This is a genomic window from Gallibacterium genomosp. 3 (genome assembly GCF_001678475.1).
Classification (GTDB): domain Bacteria; phylum Pseudomonadota; class Gammaproteobacteria; order Enterobacterales; family Pasteurellaceae; genus Gallibacterium; species Gallibacterium faecale.
Genome location: NZ_JTJR01000011.1, coordinates 144,616 through 159,834 on the forward strand (window position 1 = coordinate 144,616; position 15,219 = coordinate 159,834).

A 15,219-nucleotide genomic window follows, 5' to 3' on the forward strand; every position below is an offset into this window, starting at 1 on the left:
TTATACCTCCCCTAAATGCTCGAAACCTTGATCCATTAATACCAACGCACCACGTAAGGCGGTCTGTATATCAATAACGTTAATTTCTTTCTCATTGGCATTACTCACCATCAAAATGATGGCATAGGCTTCCCATAAGCGAGATTGTGCTTGTAAGTAATGCTGATTTTGAGTAAGTGCTGGTTTAGCCATTGATCACCCCCTTAAGTAAAATCGTATTAAGATTTAAAGCACTATCAGGAAGTTGCCCTAGTTTCACTAAAACATAATTAGGCGCGAGATACGCTCTAGCTTGGGCTTCATTGTCGGCTAATATGCGTAATTGTTCTGCTTTGGATTGGTCGTAATGTTGGCGTGATATGCCTAGAAATTGATAGATCATAGCTAATAGTCCTTTGGATAATTTTTCAAAGGCTATCGCTAATCTTTCCACGGATTGGCGATAGCGTGTAGCAGGGTGGAAAACTAGTACCAAAGGAAACCTAGCCAATCTCAAGGATTGCCCACTACACGCCATCATAGATTGATTAAATAGACGGATTTCCGTCTTTCTTTTGGGTGTGTGAAATCTACGAACAAAAAAAGCACGGTTTAACGGCGTGCTACTGTTCGCCTCTGGTATGTTCAGCTTTCCACGGCTGGCTTTAGATTTTGCTAAAGCGTGGATAGCATAAGGCGAACGGCTGGAAGTTGTCAAGCAAGAATTACGCATGATTCACCCCAAAAACCACAAAGAAAGGGGCTACTTTCGCTTTAGCTTGTTTGATAGTGTCGGCATTTATGCGAACGGTATAACGTGGAAATGATGAAATAGGTTTGTTAGTTTGGCGTAAGTCTAAACGGCTTACGGCTTTGAAACGATATAGCATATCTGTAACTCCGTACGTAATATTTTTAGAAGTTACCGCTAAAAGTTTCCAGGCTTTTGGGCGGTAACGTGTAACGGGCTGGAAAACTGCGACGCACGGAACACAGCAAAGGGCAAAACCTTTCCCGCTACACGTCACCATAGATTGATTAAATAGACAGATTTCCGTCTTTCTTTTAGGTGTGCGTGTGCTACGCATAAAAAAACACGCATTTAAAGGCGTGTTATGCGCCGTACGTCTATTATTCGAGTTTCCAGGCTCGGCTTTAGATTTTGCTAAAGCGTTATTAAAATAATCTAAATATGGTTTGGTTGTAAAGTGTTTTTTTATAACTGTGTTATGATTAATATAAGTCATTAGCTTACTCCTGTTTAGTAAGTTGGTGATTAGAGCGCCTGTTGATGTTGCGAGCATTAGCAGGCGTTTGCTTTTTGTTCTGAATGTGTTTAATATGTCAGTACAGTTAAATGATAGAATAGGTGTATTTGATATGTCAATACAGGATAATAAAAAAAGAGTAGGCAACCCTCCTTTCCAATTTAGATTAAGTCCAGAACTTCGCTTAGCGATTGAAAAAGCCGTTGCACAAGATGGAGACGGAAACATTTCAGCTTGGATTAAACGTATAATTCGTAAGGAATTATCTTCACGAGGCATTGAGCCAAAGGCGTAGTTATTTCTATAATCTTGGTTAATCATTCGGGTTTCTCCTATAAATTTGAATGGTTATGGCTTACTGGTTGGGGAATTAGTAAGCCTTTTTTCTATTGTTCACTTGATTAAGCAATATCCAAAAGTAAGGGCAACCGCTAATAACGCTAATCCACCACAACATAAAAAGAATTTAATGCTTGTTGATATGGTTTGCCCTGCTTTATCTGCTTGTTGTTGGCTCATTGTTCCTTTGAGGTTTATCATTTGCTATTTACCTGCTGATAGTGACTAATTGCATTGATTACATCTGGTGCGAGATAAACAAGTGCAACAATCGCCCCGATAATTAGCACCGCCCACATAAAGCGATTTACTTTATTTGATTTGTCCATTAGCTCTAACATTTTGCGTATCTCCTGGATTGGATTGATGTTCATTGCGATAATTACCGTTTATCTGCGATTAACTCGGCTTCTCTGGGCTGTGGTGTAAGGTATAAACCGCAATCCCTTTATGTGTTACGCCTGCGTGATCCACTTCGTCCCTTGTGGTGGTGGAGATGTCATAACCTTTCTTGCGTAGTTCCATAATGCGGGGAGCAGGGCTACAAATACCCATTTGCCTTGCTTCTAAGGTGGATAAACTGCCTTGCTTTAATCGCTGCAGTATGGCAATTCGTTGTGAATGGGTGGAAGTATCTTTGATTGTCATTGTGATGTCTCCTTAACAGGTATAAAGGGCATAATAGGGGTAATAATGGTTTCTAATTGCTGTTGAAACTGCTCAATATCCATATCAATGTAAATTAAGCGTTCGTGAACAAACTCTAAAAACTGTTCTGAGGTGTCGGTGCGAGTCGTACCATCTGCACGCTTCCAACGTGGATAATCTCCCTCTGTAGCGTTTTCCACCATCGCTAATAACGTTTTAATCTGTTCTTTTACGTCCTGTAGGGTTGGCTTATAGTCGTTCATTGTGTTGCTCCTTGTCGGTAGAAATTTAAAGCGGTTTCATTTAGTTGTGCTTTGCGTTGCTGGTAATTCATGCCTAACTTGAGCATGACGGCATTTTCTGAAAGTAAATCGTCCACTAACGCTAATTCATTTTGAGTTAGTAATTGACGTATATCTGCGTCATTTGGATAACCCTGCATGGCTAACCATTTCTTTTTGGTTGTGCCTAGTGCAATAAGGTAAACGAGATTATTTTCACGGCTGTAAGCGTGTGGGTCGTCTTTATTCTGCCGTTCAAGCGTGAGTTTGATTGCGTCATTCAGGCGGCGTTGGTCATTTTTTACATTTGCCCTAGACATTATCCAGCGTTTCATCTGGTTAAATTCGTTGATATAGGCTTCTTTAAACTGCATTGCTTTCTTGCCAGTAAATCCCATAACTAACAACGTAAAACCGTCTTGGGTCATTAAGTACATTGGTTGCTTTTTCCCTCTATCATCGGTGTAATTTGACGGCTTAAAATTGAGCCGCCAAAATTCAGGAGAACAGTTCAATTCCTTAATGGCTTTTAATACGTTTTTATGTTGTTTCCCAAAGTAATGTGCCACTTTAAGGCTATCGGTCATGGCTACTGTTTCTTTGCAAAAGAGTTTAGGAAAAACAGCATTTTTTAAATTGTGTTCTGTCATCAATACATCTCCTTTTAATTCAAGTGATTATCGGTGGCGGATATTTGGTTAATAGACTCGGCAAGTAAATTCATCACGCTGGCAAAATATAAAAGGCTGCCTACTTGCTTACATTGCTCTTCTTGAGCTTCTTCGCTTAATTCCTCGTAGTCATCGCTAAACCCAATAGGGCTATGGATAATGGATTTAAAAAAGGTGTTTGCTTCCAGTTTTAACTGTTGAATATCTTCTTGAGAGAGTTCCATTGTCTTTAAGGTATTGAACGCTACATCAAAAATCACAGTTAAAAGCGGGTAATAGTTCATCATTTGATCAACGGTTAAAAATCCCTCTCGTTGTGTGTTCATTTCGGTTGTTTCCTCTGAATAATTGCTAATTTCTTTAACTGGTTTGTAGCCATGGTTAAGCCTTGTTTATTACTTTCGTTAGGGTATTGATTAAATTCCCTCTCTAATCGCGCTATACGCTCACTTAACAGAATAATCACATCTTCTATTGGGTAAGGTTCGTTATCGTCTTGTAAGCTCATAAATCGCATAATTTCGCTATTCTCTAGGTAATGCTTGATAGCGATATTGAGTAAATTCCTTTTTGCTATTTCTGCTCGCATTTTTCCCTTTTCTCTATCTGGTTTATTCGGTTCGGTTTGTTGGTGGATTATTGTGCAAAACTTTCAGCCCATTTCTTCACGTCTGATTCTTTCCAACGGCTGGAACGTCCCCATTTTTCAGGTTTTGGGAGTTTTCCCTCTTTGATTTGGCGATAGATAAACGTATGGGAAACCTTAAAGCGTGCTTTGATTTCTTTTAGGTCAATGCGGTTATCTAATTGGCTTGTAATTTGGTTGGTGATGTCTGTCATAATGACCCCTTAATAATTCAGTTGATTAATGCCAGTTGATGGCGGTTTACATTTTGAAATTTCGAGGGGTATTAAAAAGTAATTTGTGGAAGATTTGGAGAAAATGGACAAATGAACTCGTTCAATGAACAAATGAACTATTTTAGTTATTACTTTTATAATACAATGTATTACTGTATAATACTTTGTATTATGAATAACTGGAATTTGTTATGTACACCATCATAGAACAAGAGAGTTTTAAGAAAAAAGCGGATCAGGTATGGAGTGAGGAGGAAAGAGGCGATTTTTTTACATTCTTAATTGAAAATCCACTAGCTGGTGCAGTTATTCCTAATGCTAATGGACTGCGTAAAATACGTTGGCAAGGTTCAGGACGTGGCAAGCGTGGCGGATTAAGAATTATCTATTTTAATTTGTTAGATGATGGCTTGATTGTTTTACTTGATATGTACGCCAAAAATGAAAAAGAAAACGTATCGAAAAGTGAGTTAAACCAACTTAAAAAAGAGAGGTAAAAAATGAATGATATTCAAGATAAAATCGCAGCAGCTACAAAAGATTGGGATATTGAAAAAATGGTCAACGCTGTGATTAAAGATGATCCTGACGCAATTTCAATAAAAGATAGCTTAACGGACGCACTAGAACAAACAAAAGCAGGGAATGTAGCCAGAAAAACGAATATAAATTTATCTGCTATTGTAGAAACACGCTTAAAATCGGGGCTTTCACAAGATAAATTTGCTAAAAAGCTCGGTATTTCAGTTAATACCTTGCGTTCATGGGAACAAGGACAAAGAAAGCCTAGCGGAGCGGCTGAGACGTTACTTTCTCTATTAGTAAAACGCCCCGACCTAATCGCAGAATTAAACGCCTAATCAAGCGGTTTAAATAACTGCTATAAATAGCCCATATATTTTTTTAATGTCCCCTTTGAGGGTATGCGCTCATTTGGGAATTTATGCGATAGTATGGTGTGCAGTTCGCTATATGTTGGTTTTTTGCCATCTTTTCGTCGTAACTCTGGGCTTGCTTCTAGTAATAAATCAATAAAATGGGCTAGCTTTTCATTGTCGGTTTTTGGTGGAATATCGACGTTATAGTCTGTTTGTTGTATTTGTGTGCTTTCTTGCTCTTTATCTTGAAATTTATTTATAAATTCTTTTAAGTGTTCTGTTTGAATAACAAAAAAAGCGCCCTCTATTTCGCCAATTCCAGAACAAGGGTAAGTAAATGTTTCTTTTTTAAATTTTTCTGAATTAATTTGGCTTGAAATATTAGCTTTCTCAAGAGGTGTAAACTCTATATTTTCATTTAATTTCTTTTTTATATCATTTCTACATTCTTTTTGAAGGGCTAAATACTCATCTTGATTTAGCTTAGTTTGTCTTTCTATAACTATGTTGTCTTTGTTTTTGACATAAAATCCATTTAGATTAAATACATCTACTACTGGTAAATTTTTTTCTTTTTTTAGTTGCCATTCAAGATCTATTTTTTCATTCCCAATTAGCTTTAGTTCATATACTCCAGATTTAAAGTGATATTTATCTGGAAGAACCTTCATAAATTCCTTGTCATTATATTTATCATATTCGTATATTTTAACTTTCTCTCCCTGTAATCCTATAACTTCTTTATAATTTCCCCCTTTTTTCTCGTCAGTTGTAATATCACAGATTTTTCCTATCCAACTATGGGGAAAATAAACGGATATTCTCAGCTCTTCATCAACTGCTAATTGTAAAATATCCGCTTTATTTACAGCTTCATTCAAATTTGATGTTAAATATTCCGCTGCATCTTCTAAAGAAAGCCATTTTTTGAGAGTAAATAATTTTTTCATTGTCGCCCCTATGCGTTGCCCTATTTAGTGAGAACGTGGAAAGCGAATAAATAGGGTTACTCGCCTTTCGGTGTGGTAGCTACTCCGCCACCTATCCACGTTAAATAGATTACAAGTGATTACACTTGATGACATGGAGAAACATTATAGCACTGTGTTTTTATACAGGAAATAAAAAAACTAGCTAATAAATAGCGAGGTTTATTATTGGGTAATCTAAAAAAGGTGTCCAATAATTTTGGAGACCTTAATTCTGTATTAGCTACAGTAAAAAGGCATATCCAATTTTGGATATACCTATTCTAAATAGTATATGGATAGATAAACTTGATATGAATCTATCTCATTTTGTATCTTTATTGTTTGTTAAATTTTTAAGTTGTTGAATAGTGTCGATAGGGTTATGACTAAATCCCATTGATGAAAGTTTTACATTAGGGATATTTGGGAAGTCATCATTAATTAATTGTTGTAATTTGTCTAGCCATTTATAATTTTTGCTTGTTTGACTGATTAAGTATAACAATACAGTAATATGACCTTTTTGTGACCGCTCTATTCCATATTCTAGAATGATGTTCGACAATCCATTTTTATAAATTATTATCTTGCATGATTGCTGTAATAATTTGCGTTTTAGTTATTCTTGATAAGTTTGTAGATTTATCTACTACATCAATAACAGTTCTCAATACATAGGGCTGTAATTTTCCTTTGTACATTTGACTGAAATTAGCCATTAGCTCTTGCCGTAAATGTGAAATGTCAAATGATTGATGTGCTTGAACGCAGTTTAGGATTGAGTCGTGTGATAAAAAAGAATGGTCCGCTTGTGGAATATCAATCTGATCGGCAAGTAAGTTAGGGTTGTTAAGAATATAAGGGTGAATTTCTGAATTAATAATAAACACCTGTAGCGGGACAATAGAAGCCACCATTACAAATTTATATTTTGGTGGCGTAGTGAAATCACAAAATAACCGCAATACTACTCCCGCTTTTAAATGGTTATTTATAGCTGTTTCAGCAAGGCTGGGCGGGAATAAATCAGAAAGGCTAGCCATTCAAATAACTTCTTAATTGTTCGCTATTCTTGCTATGTTTTACGAAAGCCTCAAAAAGAATTTCGTTATTGCGATCGGCTTCTTGCCATAAACTATCGTGCGACTTGTCATTCAATTCAGCGAAAGAAAGGTTGCCATTTTCTGCAATAGACTCATCTAGGCAATCAATATCACTTTGACTTAAATAGTCTATATTTTCACTTCGCTTTGCCTTAACGCTAAAATTTTCAACTTCTAAAGCGTCCCTAATTGTATTAATCATTTCAGGCAGTAAATAAACATTCTCACCTTTTGCCACTTTCAAAAAGTTATACGCATTGCTAGCAACTGGGCCATTCCTCATTGCAATATAATTATCGCCAGTAATAAAACGCCCGTTTCTTTCTAAATGCTTTCTATCTGCGAAAAGTTGGATCTTAACAATGTGATAAATATCTTTAATCGGACAACGATTAGCGATATAAAGCAAGGTTTCTAATGCTTTTTCACCATCAAATGCCATTTTAAACATAATTACCTCTGTTAGTAGAATGAAGTGGAAATAGATAATGGCAAGGGCGCAACTTGACTAACGAGTAGATTATTAATAAATAAACCTCGGGACAGAGGATGCGCCACGATTACCTAAAATTTTACCTAAACAGAAAAGAAAAGCAATAGTTTAAATGTTCTCATTGTATTTCTTTGTCTCTATTTGTTTCTCATTGTACTTCAATGATAAAAGCTATGGTTACAATTCAATATTACCCCTTTTCATAGTTTCGCAAATCGGCGATCTGTTTCGCAGTTTGCTAAATTTATAAAACGCTCACAAACCTTGAAATATAAGGCTTTATCGCATATTGTGGCGGTTTCGCAACTCAAGAAGTTATTTCGCAGTTTGAGCACTAAAATTTGCGAAATTACACCAGAAAAAAGCCCTTAATTTAATATTAAAAATATCGCTTTCCCCTCTTAGCACTCATACCCATTTAATTAGTTATGTTTTAATAGGACAAAAAGCCATAAAAATAGGACAAAACAGGTCTAAAATAGGACAAAATGACCCTAAAATAGGACAATATTTGTTTATTTATTAATCTATTTTATTTTTATGTTATTGATATTATTATAAACGTATTTTTTATTGTCCTAATTGTCCTATAAAAAACACTCTCCTAATAGGAAAAAATTTTAAATTAAAAATGAATGAAAAAAGCCAGTAAAATAACTGGCTTTGGTGGTGGCTTATAGGAAAGGTTTAGGGGCTATGTTTTCTATGTAATCGCCCCATTCTTGCAGCATTTCCTTTCTATGCTCGATATATTCCGCCTTGTTGTATATCCCTCTAATACGGTTCTTGTCTTTATGTGATAAGGCTTTTTCTATCCAGTCCTCTTTGTACTTTCCTTGTTCATTTAATGCGGTACTTAATAAATGCCTGATACCGTGTGTAGTGAGTTTGCCAACGCCTAATGTTTTAACAATAGCTTGTCTGATAGCTTCAATGGTAATGTGGCCAGCTTTTGCTGTTGGACTGTAAAACACAAATTCGCTCTTGATATTTAATGCGGCGTTAATGGCTTTTACCTTTTGTAATAGATGAATCGCTTGAGTAGAAAGGGTAACCGTGTGAAGTCGTCCCTCTGGTAGGTTTTTATTTCCTTTCTGAACACGATAAGACCATAAGCCATCATTTAAGTTAATATCTTCCCATTTTGCTTTGGCGATTTTACTCGGTCGGCTACCAGTCAAAAGCGTGAGAATAACCGCATAAAAAGACAAGGGGCTAAAGCGCCCTCTCTCCTTGTTCTCATAGAATAAACGTAAAAATTCGGGTAATTCAGTCAGATCGATAGTGTTCATTCCTTTAGGTGTTGGCTTAGTAAATTCTTTTCCAATCTTGGCCAGATTATTAGCGGGAATAATCCCTCTATGTAAGGCATAAGTCATCACCTCATTAATTTTCGTTATGACCTTTGATAGCTCTGTATATTTCCCATCTCGTTCTAATGGTTTTAAGGCGTTAATTGCCATTAATGGGGTTATCTCGTTAATAGGATAGTCGCCTAATGTAGGTAAGATGTGGCGCTCGAATCGTTGCCATGTTTCTTTTTGTGTGCGTTCTGAAAAGTCGGGTTTATGCTTTCTATCGTCAAACCAAAGACCAGCGATTTTTGAAAACGTATTATTCATTGCTTCGGCTTGTAGTTGGCTTTGATGTTGTTCGTAATCTTTAGGATCAATACCTTTCATTACTAACGCTTGATATTCATCCCGCTTAGCTCGTGCTTGAGCTAAGGTAATAGTTGGATAACTACCGATAGTTTTATTGGTGCGTTTCTTGGTATAGGGTTTAGTATATTTAAAAAGCCACGTTTTAGATCCTGATAGTTCAACTTGTAAATAAAGTCCGCCACCATCAGAAAGCGAAATAACCTTATTCCCCGCCTTAATTTTTCTTATTTGCGTGTCTGTTAGCTGTTGTGCTTTTCTTGCCATAGTACAAGCCTTTAAAAAGAAATTGTACTAGAAAAAACACTCAATCTTTTGTAATTGAAATATTTTGTAACAATATGAATTAAAAGGGTTTTTCATTTAATTGTACTAGAAAACAAGGCTGTTAATTTTTGTAATTTGGGAGTTACTCAATAAAATTCTGATTTTCTAGTACAATTTCTAGTACAATTATTTGTTGCTTTAGGATTACATTGAGATACAACCAGAAACATAAGATATAGCGTAAAGCTAGATTTTACAAGGGTTTTTGAAACAGTGGGAAACAATCAGAAACGTGGAATTACAACGATTGGCGGAAGGTCATGGGAGTTGAACCCACCCAAGACTGCTGGCAGCCTTAACAGAATTTGAAGTCCTGCCACCTCACCGGAGATGACGACCTTCCATAAACCAAATAAAAATGATGGAATGCTTGGAAAAGCGCAGTCATTTTACTGAATTTTTTCGATAAAAACAGTATTATTTAAGCTTACTGTTATAAATAGGAAATCTTTATGTCTGCGCTTTATCGACAACTCCCCGCCATTGATCGCTTATTAAAAACGGAATTAGGGCTTAACTTAGTAGAAAATTTTGGACATTCTGCGGTTGTGCAGATGATGCGAGAACAGCTGCAACAAGCCCGAGAACAGATTAAACAGCAACAACAGCTTCCTGATTACTGTCAAACTGATCAACAGTTTTTACAACATATCCAACAACACTTACAGCAACAACGCCAAGTTAAAATTCAGCCAGTACATAACTTAACAGGCACAGTATTACATACCAATCTTGGGCGTGCGATTTGGTCAGAGGCAGCACAACAAGTTGCATTGCAGGTAATGCAACAAAATGTCGCATTAGAGTTTGATTTGCAGCAGGGTAAACGAGGACATCGTGATCAAGCGATCAGTGAATTATTGGCACAATTAACCGGAGCGGAAGCGGCTTGCGTGGTAAATAATAATGCGGCAGCCGTGTTATTAATGTTAGCAACCTTTGCTCAAGGAAAAGAGGTGATAATCTCTCGTGGCGAATTGATCGAAATTGGTGGGGCATTTCGTATTCCCGATATTATGGTACAAGCTGGTTGTAAGCTGGTGGAAGTAGGGACAACGAACCGTACGCATTTACGTGATTATGCCCAAGCAATTAATGAAAATACGGCGTTATTATTAAAAGTACATAGCAGTAATTACCAAATTATGGGCTTTACTTCGAGTGTGAGTGAAGAAGAGTTGGTTGAATTAGGGCGGGAAAAAGGTATTCCAGTGATGACAGATTTAGGCAGTGGCGCCTTGATTGATTTTCGTGAGTATGGTTTACCACATGAACCACAAGTACAGCAAAAGGTGGCAGCAGGTGTCGATTTAATTTCATTTTCTGGAGATAAATTATTAGGTGGACCGCAAGCAGGTATCATTGTTGGTAAACAGAGTTGGATTGATCAATTACAACGCCATCCATTAAAGCGGGTATTACGCTGTGATAAAGTAATTTTAAGTGGTTTAGAAGCGACATTACGCCTTTATCTTGAACCAGAACAGTTAATCAAACGTTTACCTACTTTACGCGCATTAACCGCAGATTTAGAAGTATTACAGCAACAAGCGGAACAATTACAACACGCCTTACAGGATAAGCTTAGTGAGCGTTTTGAGATTACGATTGCAAACAGCGATGCACAAATAGGTAGCGGTTCACAACCTACTGCAAAAATTCCTTCATTTGCAGTAACACTGCAAGCAAAATCAGCAAAAAGCGACGATCTTTATCAACTGATTGCCAGATTAAAATTGCTTGATCATCCGATTATCGGACGGGTTGAAGCGGATAAATTATGGTTAGATTTACGTAGCGTGGCAAATATTGAAGCATTATTAACAACGGTGAAAGAATTATGATTATTGTAACAGCAGGGCACGTTGATCATGGGAAAACAGCGTTATTGCAAACTTTAACAGGAACGAATGCCGATCGTTTACCAGAAGAAAAAAAACGGGGAATGACGATCGATCTCGGATATGCCTATTTGCCAGTGGAGGATAAGGTATTAGGGTTTATTGATGTACCGGGGCATGAAAAGTTTCTCTCGAATATGCTGGCGGGGCTCGGTGGTGTCGATTACGCAATGTTGATGGTAGCTGCTGATGAAGGGGTAAAACCACAAACCGTAGAGCATTTAACCTTGCTAAAACTGTTACAATTTAAGCAAATTATCTTAGTCATTACTAAATCTGATCGGGTGGAATCGGAACAAATTGTGCAATTAATTGCCCAAATTCGCCAACAATTTCCTGTGCTTGCCACAAGTCCAACTTTTATCACATCCGCTTATACTCGCGAAGGCATTGATTCATTACGTGAATATTTAAGCCAATTAGAGAATACGGCGGAACAAGATAAACCGTTCCGTTATGCGATTGATCGTGTGTTTAATGTCAAAGGTTCTGGGTTAGTGGTCACTGGAACAGTCTTTAGTGGCAAAGTCAGTGTCGGTGACGAAGTTTATTTGTCTGCAACGCAGCAAACGGTTCGAGTTAAAGGGATTCACGCACAAAATCAACCTGCCAAAAGTGGTGTTGCAGGGCAACGGGTAGCATTAAATTTAGCAACAGATTTAACTAAAGATGACATTGAGCGTGGCGATTGGTTAAGCGGGTTAGTTGCTTCATATGCCACAGATCGTGTGACCGTAGAATTAACCGCGAATGATACGATTAATGATGCACAGGCAGTGCATATCTATCATGCAGCGAGCCACACAGTAGGGAAGTTAAATGTATTGATCCGTTTACCTGACATGATATTAGCGGAAGTGATCTTAGATAAACCATTATTTATGGCGGTAATGGATAAGTTAATCGTGCGTAGTGGTGATGATCAACATACATTAGGTGGCGCAAAGGTCGTCGAGATTAACTCACCAAAACGGCATAAACGCAGCCCAGAACGGTTTGCATATTTACAGAAATTATTGGCTTGTCAAAGCAGTGTCCAACGCATTTTGTGTTACCTACAACAGCAAGCCTTACCATTAGCACAAGTGCAATGGGTGGAACAACTGACCACAGAGCAAATCTATTGCCTACAAAAACAAGCACAATTAGAGGTATTTCGTGATTGGCTATATGCTGAAAATTACCAACAATATCAGCAAAAACTATTGCTTAGCGCATTAGAAACGTTTCACCAGCAACACCAGGATCAGTTAGGGGTGAGTAAGGCACGTTTATGGCGAATGGCGACTTTAAATCAACCAATGCCATTAATTTTCCATTTTATTGAACAACTGATTGCCGAGAAAAAGTTATTGCAGACCAATGGCTGGTTACATCTACCGCAACATCAAATTACCTTTTCTGCGGAAGAGCAGCAATTATGGCAACAGGTAGAAGCAGAGTTTCAGAAAACAGATCAACCTATCTGGGTGCGAGATATGGCGCAAATTTTAGCTTTAGATGAAGATACAATGCGTAGTTTTATGTATAAAGCGGGTAAGATGGGGTATCTGACACCGATTGTTAAAGATCGCTTTTTCCGCCAGCAAGAGATTCAACAGTATGCATTGTGGCTAAAAAATTATTTATTGGAACATGGTGAAGTGACTGTGAATGAAGTACGAAACCATTTCCAATTTGGGCGTAAATTAACGGTGCAACTGATGGAATATTTTGACCGTTCTGGCTTTTTACGCCGGAAAGGGAATGTACATTTATTGCGTGATAGTGACTCTTTTTAATTTAGGTTTAACAACAGCGCACATATCCGCCTTTGGTTTGTTGCGCTAAACCTAACATCTCTAATTCCAATAAATCCGTTAAGAGTTCGCCTATTGGGCGAGATAAAACAATGGCTAATTCATCAGGTGACACTGCAGTGCTCGGATTTAACAGCTGATAAAGTGCATAATGTTGTTTAGGAACTAAAATGTTGGCAGAGGTTTCCTGTTGTTTCGTTTCTAAGACACTCGGTTCTAATTTGATTTTATTGGTAGGCATTTTCGCAATAAATGAAGCGACAATTTCGAGGATATCTCTCGCATCTTCGACTAACCAGGCGCCTTGTTTAATCAGTTGATGACAACCTTGGCTTAATGGACTATTAATCGCTCCGGGAATCGCAAAAACCTCTCGATTTTGTTCAAGGGCATAACGCGCAGTGATTAATGAACCACTTTTTATTGAAGCCTCGACAATCACACTACCAAAAGACAAGCCACTAATAATGCGATTACGGCGAGGAAAGTTTTCGGCAATAGGTGGTGTATCAGGCGTAAATTCCGAAACTAAAGCACCCCCGTTTTCAACAATTTGCTGTGCCAATCTTTTATGCCGAGTAGGATACACAGTATTTAACCCACAACCTAAGACAGCAATAGTAAGCCCGTTATTATCTAATACAGTTTGATGACTAATACTATCAATACCTAACGCCAATCCGCTGGTAATCGTAAAGCCGGTGCTGATTAAATCTTGTGTAATCACTTTTGTACAATATTCACCATAAGGCGAACAATAGCGACTACCTACGATAGCGATTTGTGGCATTGACAGCGCATTAATGTTACCTTTGACAAACAAAATTGGTGGGGATGATTTAATCTGTGTCAGTAAGAACGGATATTGAGGATCAAATAAGCTGATAATGTGATGATTGGATTTCTCCTGCCAAGCTAAAATTTCATCGATTAATTTCTGATTAGGGGAAAACCAAGCTTGAATTTGTGGTTCTGTCCAACCAATATAACGTAATTGTTGAGCATCATATTGAAGTAGTTTTTCTAATGAAAGATGTTCTAATAAACGTTGAATTTTCCCAGCACCAAAATGAGGCAACAGCGAAAGTCGTAATAGTGAAGAGAGTGTTTGCATAAAGGATTCCTCAGTAAAAATTAGAGGGTACTTAATGCAAAAAAGTAGTGCTGTATTTTTTGGTGAGAAATGTGCAGTAGATCGATGATTTAACAAAAAATTGATATTGATAAAGGAACAATCGGTACTGTTAATTAACTGAAAAATAAGTACAATGCGTTGTTTCATAAAAAGAGGAATGAAAAATGGCGATATTAGAAGTTTTATGTTTTCCTGATGAAAGATTAAGAACGATTGCGAAGCCTGTTGAAGTGGTTGATGATGAGATGCGTGAGTTTATTGATAATATGTTTGAAACCATGTATGAACAAGAAGGGATTGGCTTAGCAGCAACGCAAGTCAATCGTCATCAACGTATTATCACGATTGATGTTGAAGGTGATAAAACCAACCAATTAGTTTTAATTAATCCTGAAATTGTGGAAGGAAGTGGCGAAACAGGGATTGAAGAGGGTTGCTTATCAGTACCGGGATTTCGTGGGTTAGTCCCAAGAAAAGAAAAAGTGACAGTAAAAGCTTTAAATCGACAAGGCGAACCTTTTACTTTAGACGCAGATGGCTTATTAGCAATTTGTATTCAACATGAAATCGATCATCTAAATGGTGTGGTATTTGTTGATTATTTATCACCACTAAAACGTAATCGGATTAAAGATAAGTTGGTGAAATATAAGAAACAATTAGAACGGTCGCAAAAGTAAAATATTTTTATATTTATTAGACTTTGACTATCTTCACAGAAAGAAGATTTCCGTTACTATGATAAGGACAGGATACAATTAAAATTGGTGTAATAGACAAATTTGTGGCTAAAAGCAGGCTTAAAGCCTTATAGTACAAGGCTTTAAGTACTCTTTTTGAAATATGAACAAAAAACTGTCCATTTTGCCAAAGTACAAAAATAAAAAAACAGGGTACATCAAAT

Annotated in this window: 24 protein-coding genes and 1 tRNA gene; 6 read left to right on the plus strand and 19 right to left on the minus strand. The window is 37.2% G+C overall.

Going from position 1 to position 15,219, the window contains the following annotated elements; translation table 11 throughout:
• Genes QV06_RS03515 through QV06_RS12060 form a run of 3 tightly spaced genes read right to left on the minus strand, consistent with a single transcriptional unit; the run spans position 1 to position 1,283 of the window.
• Complete coding sequence (locus QV06_RS03515; RefSeq protein ID WP_065236969.1) at positions 1-192, minus strand: hypothetical protein; 192 nt, start codon at positions 190-192, stop codon at positions 1-3.
• Positions 185-712, minus strand: coding sequence for a host cell division inhibitor Icd-like protein (locus QV06_RS11425; RefSeq protein WP_082985028.1), 528 nt, complete (start codon positions 710-712; stop codon positions 185-187). The genes QV06_RS03515 and QV06_RS11425 overlap by 8 nt, the downstream gene beginning before the upstream one ends.
• Positions 705-1,283 carry an ash family protein gene (locus tag QV06_RS12060; protein WP_082985029.1) on the minus strand — a complete coding sequence of 193 codons (579 nt, stop codon included), beginning with the start codon at positions 1,281-1,283 and terminating at the stop codon, positions 705-707. Before QV06_RS12060 ends, QV06_RS11425 begins: the two co-directional genes overlap by 8 nt.
• 37 nt (positions 1,284-1,320) lie before the next feature.
• Between QV06_RS12060 and QV06_RS03530 the strand changes: the two genes are divergently transcribed.
• Positions 1,321-1,542 carry a hypothetical protein gene (locus QV06_RS03530; protein WP_245174235.1) on the plus strand — a complete coding sequence of 74 codons (222 nt, stop codon included), beginning with the start codon at positions 1,321-1,323 and terminating at the stop codon, positions 1,540-1,542.
• A gap of 98 nt (positions 1,543-1,640) precedes the next feature.
• On the opposite strand, the gene QV06_RS11655 is transcribed toward QV06_RS03530, so the two are convergent.
• From QV06_RS11655 to QV06_RS03560, 8 genes are read right to left on the minus strand one after another with little or no spacing between them, the layout of a single operon-like run.
• Positions 1,641-1,787, minus strand: coding sequence for a hypothetical protein (locus QV06_RS11655; protein WP_156541942.1), 147 nt, complete (start codon positions 1,785-1,787; stop codon positions 1,641-1,643).
• Positions 1,784-1,927 (minus strand): hypothetical protein, encoded by a 144-nt coding sequence (locus QV06_RS11660; protein WP_156541945.1) that lies wholly within the window; start codon positions 1,925-1,927, stop codon positions 1,784-1,786. The genes QV06_RS11655 and QV06_RS11660 overlap by 4 nt, the downstream gene beginning before the upstream one ends.
• A gap of 58 nt (positions 1,928-1,985) precedes the next feature.
• Positions 1,986-2,234: a helix-turn-helix domain-containing protein gene (locus tag QV06_RS03535; RefSeq protein ID WP_065236971.1), complete on the minus strand. Its 249-nt coding sequence runs from the start codon at positions 2,232-2,234 to the stop codon at positions 1,986-1,988.
• Positions 2,231-2,497 (minus strand): hypothetical protein, encoded by a 267-nt coding sequence (locus QV06_RS03540; RefSeq protein ID WP_065236972.1) that lies wholly within the window; start codon positions 2,495-2,497, stop codon positions 2,231-2,233. Before QV06_RS03540 ends, QV06_RS03535 begins: the two co-directional genes overlap by 4 nt.
• Entirely contained in the window at positions 2,494-3,165 is a 672-nt protein-coding gene (locus QV06_RS03545) for a Rha family transcriptional regulator (RefSeq protein WP_065236973.1), read from the minus strand. The genes QV06_RS03540 and QV06_RS03545 overlap by 4 nt, the downstream gene beginning before the upstream one ends.
• 14 nt (positions 3,166-3,179) lie before the next feature.
• On the minus strand, positions 3,180-3,512 hold the full coding sequence (locus QV06_RS03550) for a hypothetical protein (protein ID WP_065236974.1): 333 nt from the start codon (positions 3,510-3,512) through the stop codon (positions 3,180-3,182).
• Positions 3,509-3,775 (minus strand): hypothetical protein, encoded by a 267-nt coding sequence (locus QV06_RS03555; RefSeq protein WP_065236975.1) that lies wholly within the window; start codon positions 3,773-3,775, stop codon positions 3,509-3,511. The genes QV06_RS03550 and QV06_RS03555 overlap by 4 nt, the downstream gene beginning before the upstream one ends.
• Positions 3,776-3,822: 47 nt before the next feature.
• Positions 3,823-4,026, minus strand: a complete 204-nt coding sequence (locus tag QV06_RS03560) for a helix-turn-helix transcriptional regulator (protein WP_065236976.1) — start codon at positions 4,024-4,026, stop codon at positions 3,823-3,825.
• A 212-nt stretch (positions 4,027-4,238) separates the two neighbouring features.
• Here QV06_RS03560 and QV06_RS03565 point away from each other — a divergent pair, with 212 nt between their 5' ends.
• Both QV06_RS03565 and QV06_RS03570 read left to right on the plus strand, forming a co-directional pair.
• A complete protein-coding gene (locus QV06_RS03565; RefSeq protein WP_065236977.1) occupies positions 4,239-4,544 on the plus strand; it encodes a hypothetical protein in 306 nt (101 codons plus the stop codon).
• A 3-nt stretch (positions 4,545-4,547) separates the two neighbouring features.
• On the plus strand, positions 4,548-4,907 hold the full coding sequence (locus QV06_RS03570) for a helix-turn-helix domain-containing protein (RefSeq protein WP_082985030.1): 360 nt from the start codon (positions 4,548-4,550) through the stop codon (positions 4,905-4,907).
• Between the two features lie 20 nt (positions 4,908-4,927).
• On the opposite strand, the gene QV06_RS03575 is transcribed toward QV06_RS03570, so the two are convergent.
• The 6 genes from QV06_RS03575 to QV06_RS11670 form a co-directional block, all read right to left on the minus strand.
• Positions 4,928-5,875 carry a hypothetical protein gene (locus QV06_RS03575; protein WP_065236978.1) on the minus strand — a complete coding sequence of 316 codons (948 nt, stop codon included), beginning with the start codon at positions 5,873-5,875 and terminating at the stop codon, positions 4,928-4,930.
• Between the two features lie 343 nt (positions 5,876-6,218).
• Positions 6,219-6,461 carry a hypothetical protein gene (locus tag QV06_RS11665; protein WP_156541946.1) on the minus strand — a complete coding sequence of 81 codons (243 nt, stop codon included), beginning with the start codon at positions 6,459-6,461 and terminating at the stop codon, positions 6,219-6,221.
• Positions 6,462-6,468: 7 nt separating this feature from the next.
• A complete protein-coding gene (locus QV06_RS03580) occupies positions 6,469-6,939 on the minus strand; it encodes a hypothetical protein (protein ID WP_065236979.1) in 471 nt (156 codons plus the stop codon).
• Entirely contained in the window at positions 6,932-7,450 is a 519-nt protein-coding gene (locus QV06_RS03585; RefSeq protein WP_065236980.1) for a Panacea domain-containing protein, read from the minus strand. Before QV06_RS03585 ends, QV06_RS03580 begins: the two co-directional genes overlap by 8 nt.
• A gap of 716 nt (positions 7,451-8,166) precedes the next feature.
• Positions 8,167-9,420, minus strand: a complete 1,254-nt coding sequence (locus QV06_RS03590) for a tyrosine-type recombinase/integrase (RefSeq protein ID WP_065236981.1) — start codon at positions 9,418-9,420, stop codon at positions 8,167-8,169.
• A gap of 308 nt (positions 9,421-9,728) precedes the next feature.
• A tRNA-Sec gene (locus QV06_RS11670) sits at positions 9,729-9,823 on the minus strand.
• Between the two features lie 109 nt (positions 9,824-9,932).
• Here QV06_RS11670 and selA point away from each other — a divergent pair.
• A complete protein-coding gene (gene selA / locus QV06_RS03595; protein ID WP_065236982.1) occupies positions 9,933-11,324 on the plus strand; it encodes an L-seryl-tRNA(Sec) selenium transferase in 1,392 nt (463 codons plus the stop codon).
• Positions 11,321-13,162 carry a selenocysteine-specific translation elongation factor gene (selB, locus tag QV06_RS03600; protein ID WP_065236983.1) on the plus strand — a complete coding sequence of 614 codons (1,842 nt, stop codon included), beginning with the start codon at positions 11,321-11,323 and terminating at the stop codon, positions 13,160-13,162. The genes selA and selB overlap by 4 nt, the downstream gene beginning before the upstream one ends.
• Positions 13,163-13,169: 7 nt before the next feature.
• Here the strand turns inward: selB and dprA are convergent, their stop codons facing one another.
• Complete coding sequence (gene dprA, locus QV06_RS03605; RefSeq protein ID WP_065236984.1) at positions 13,170-14,294, minus strand: DNA-processing protein DprA; 1,125 nt, start codon at positions 14,292-14,294, stop codon at positions 13,170-13,172.
• Positions 14,295-14,479: 185 nt separating this feature from the next.
• Between dprA and def the strand changes: the two genes are divergently transcribed.
• A complete protein-coding gene (gene def / locus QV06_RS03610) occupies positions 14,480-14,995 on the plus strand; it encodes a peptide deformylase (RefSeq protein ID WP_065236985.1) in 516 nt (171 codons plus the stop codon).
• A gap of 16 nt (positions 14,996-15,011) precedes the next feature.
• On the opposite strand, the gene QV06_RS11825 is transcribed toward def, so the two are convergent.
• Positions 15,012-15,219, minus strand: a 208-nt coding sequence (locus tag QV06_RS11825) for a hypothetical protein (RefSeq protein WP_209435874.1), incomplete at its 5' end; no start/stop codon positions are given.

Bases quoted from the DNA above. Each gene is read 5' to 3' on its own strand.
- QV06_RS03515 (WP_065236969.1), bottom strand. From the start codon at position 192: ATGGCTAAACCAGCACTTACTCAAAATCAGCATTACTTACAAGCACAA.
- QV06_RS11425 (WP_082985028.1), bottom strand. From the start codon at position 712: ATGCGTAATTCTTGCTTGACAACTTCCAGCCGTTCGCCTTATGCTATC.
- QV06_RS12060 (WP_082985029.1), bottom strand. From the start codon at position 1,283: ATGCTCGCAACATCAACAGGCGCTCTAATCACCAACTTACTAAACAGG.
- QV06_RS03530 (WP_245174235.1), top strand. From the start codon at position 1,321: ATGTCAGTACAGTTAAATGATAGAATAGGTGTATTTGATATGTCAATA.
- QV06_RS11655 (WP_156541942.1), bottom strand. From the start codon at position 1,787: ATGATAAACCTCAAAGGAACAATGAGCCAACAACAAGCAGATAAAGCA.
- QV06_RS11660 (WP_156541945.1), bottom strand. From the start codon at position 1,927: ATGTTAGAGCTAATGGACAAATCAAATAAAGTAAATCGCTTTATGTGG.
- QV06_RS03535 (WP_065236971.1), bottom strand. From the start codon at position 2,234: ATGACAATCAAAGATACTTCCACCCATTCACAACGAATTGCCATACTG.
- QV06_RS03540 (WP_065236972.1), bottom strand. From the start codon at position 2,497: ATGAACGACTATAAGCCAACCCTACAGGACGTAAAAGAACAGATTAAA.
- QV06_RS03545 (WP_065236973.1), bottom strand. From the start codon at position 3,165: ATGACAGAACACAATTTAAAAAATGCTGTTTTTCCTAAACTCTTTTGC.
- QV06_RS03550 (WP_065236974.1), bottom strand. From the start codon at position 3,512: ATGAACACACAACGAGAGGGATTTTTAACCGTTGATCAAATGATGAAC.
- QV06_RS03555 (WP_065236975.1), bottom strand. From the start codon at position 3,775: ATGCGAGCAGAAATAGCAAAAAGGAATTTACTCAATATCGCTATCAAG.
- QV06_RS03560 (WP_065236976.1), bottom strand. From the start codon at position 4,026: ATGACAGACATCACCAACCAAATTACAAGCCAATTAGATAACCGCATT.
- QV06_RS03565 (WP_065236977.1), top strand. From the start codon at position 4,239: ATGTACACCATCATAGAACAAGAGAGTTTTAAGAAAAAAGCGGATCAG.
- QV06_RS03570 (WP_082985030.1), top strand. From the start codon at position 4,548: ATGAATGATATTCAAGATAAAATCGCAGCAGCTACAAAAGATTGGGAT.
- QV06_RS03575 (WP_065236978.1), bottom strand. From the start codon at position 5,875: ATGAAAAAATTATTTACTCTCAAAAAATGGCTTTCTTTAGAAGATGCA.
- QV06_RS03580 (WP_065236979.1), bottom strand. From the start codon at position 6,939: ATGGCTAGCCTTTCTGATTTATTCCCGCCCAGCCTTGCTGAAACAGCT.
- QV06_RS03585 (WP_065236980.1), bottom strand. From the start codon at position 7,450: ATGTTTAAAATGGCATTTGATGGTGAAAAAGCATTAGAAACCTTGCTT.
- QV06_RS03590 (WP_065236981.1), bottom strand. From the start codon at position 9,420: ATGGCAAGAAAAGCACAACAGCTAACAGACACGCAAATAAGAAAAATT.
- selA (WP_065236982.1), top strand. From the start codon at position 9,933: ATGTCTGCGCTTTATCGACAACTCCCCGCCATTGATCGCTTATTAAAA.
- selB (WP_065236983.1), top strand. From the start codon at position 11,321: ATGATTATTGTAACAGCAGGGCACGTTGATCATGGGAAAACAGCGTTA.
- dprA (WP_065236984.1), bottom strand. From the start codon at position 14,294: ATGCAAACACTCTCTTCACTATTACGACTTTCGCTGTTGCCTCATTTT.
- def (WP_065236985.1), top strand. From the start codon at position 14,480: ATGGCGATATTAGAAGTTTTATGTTTTCCTGATGAAAGATTAAGAACG.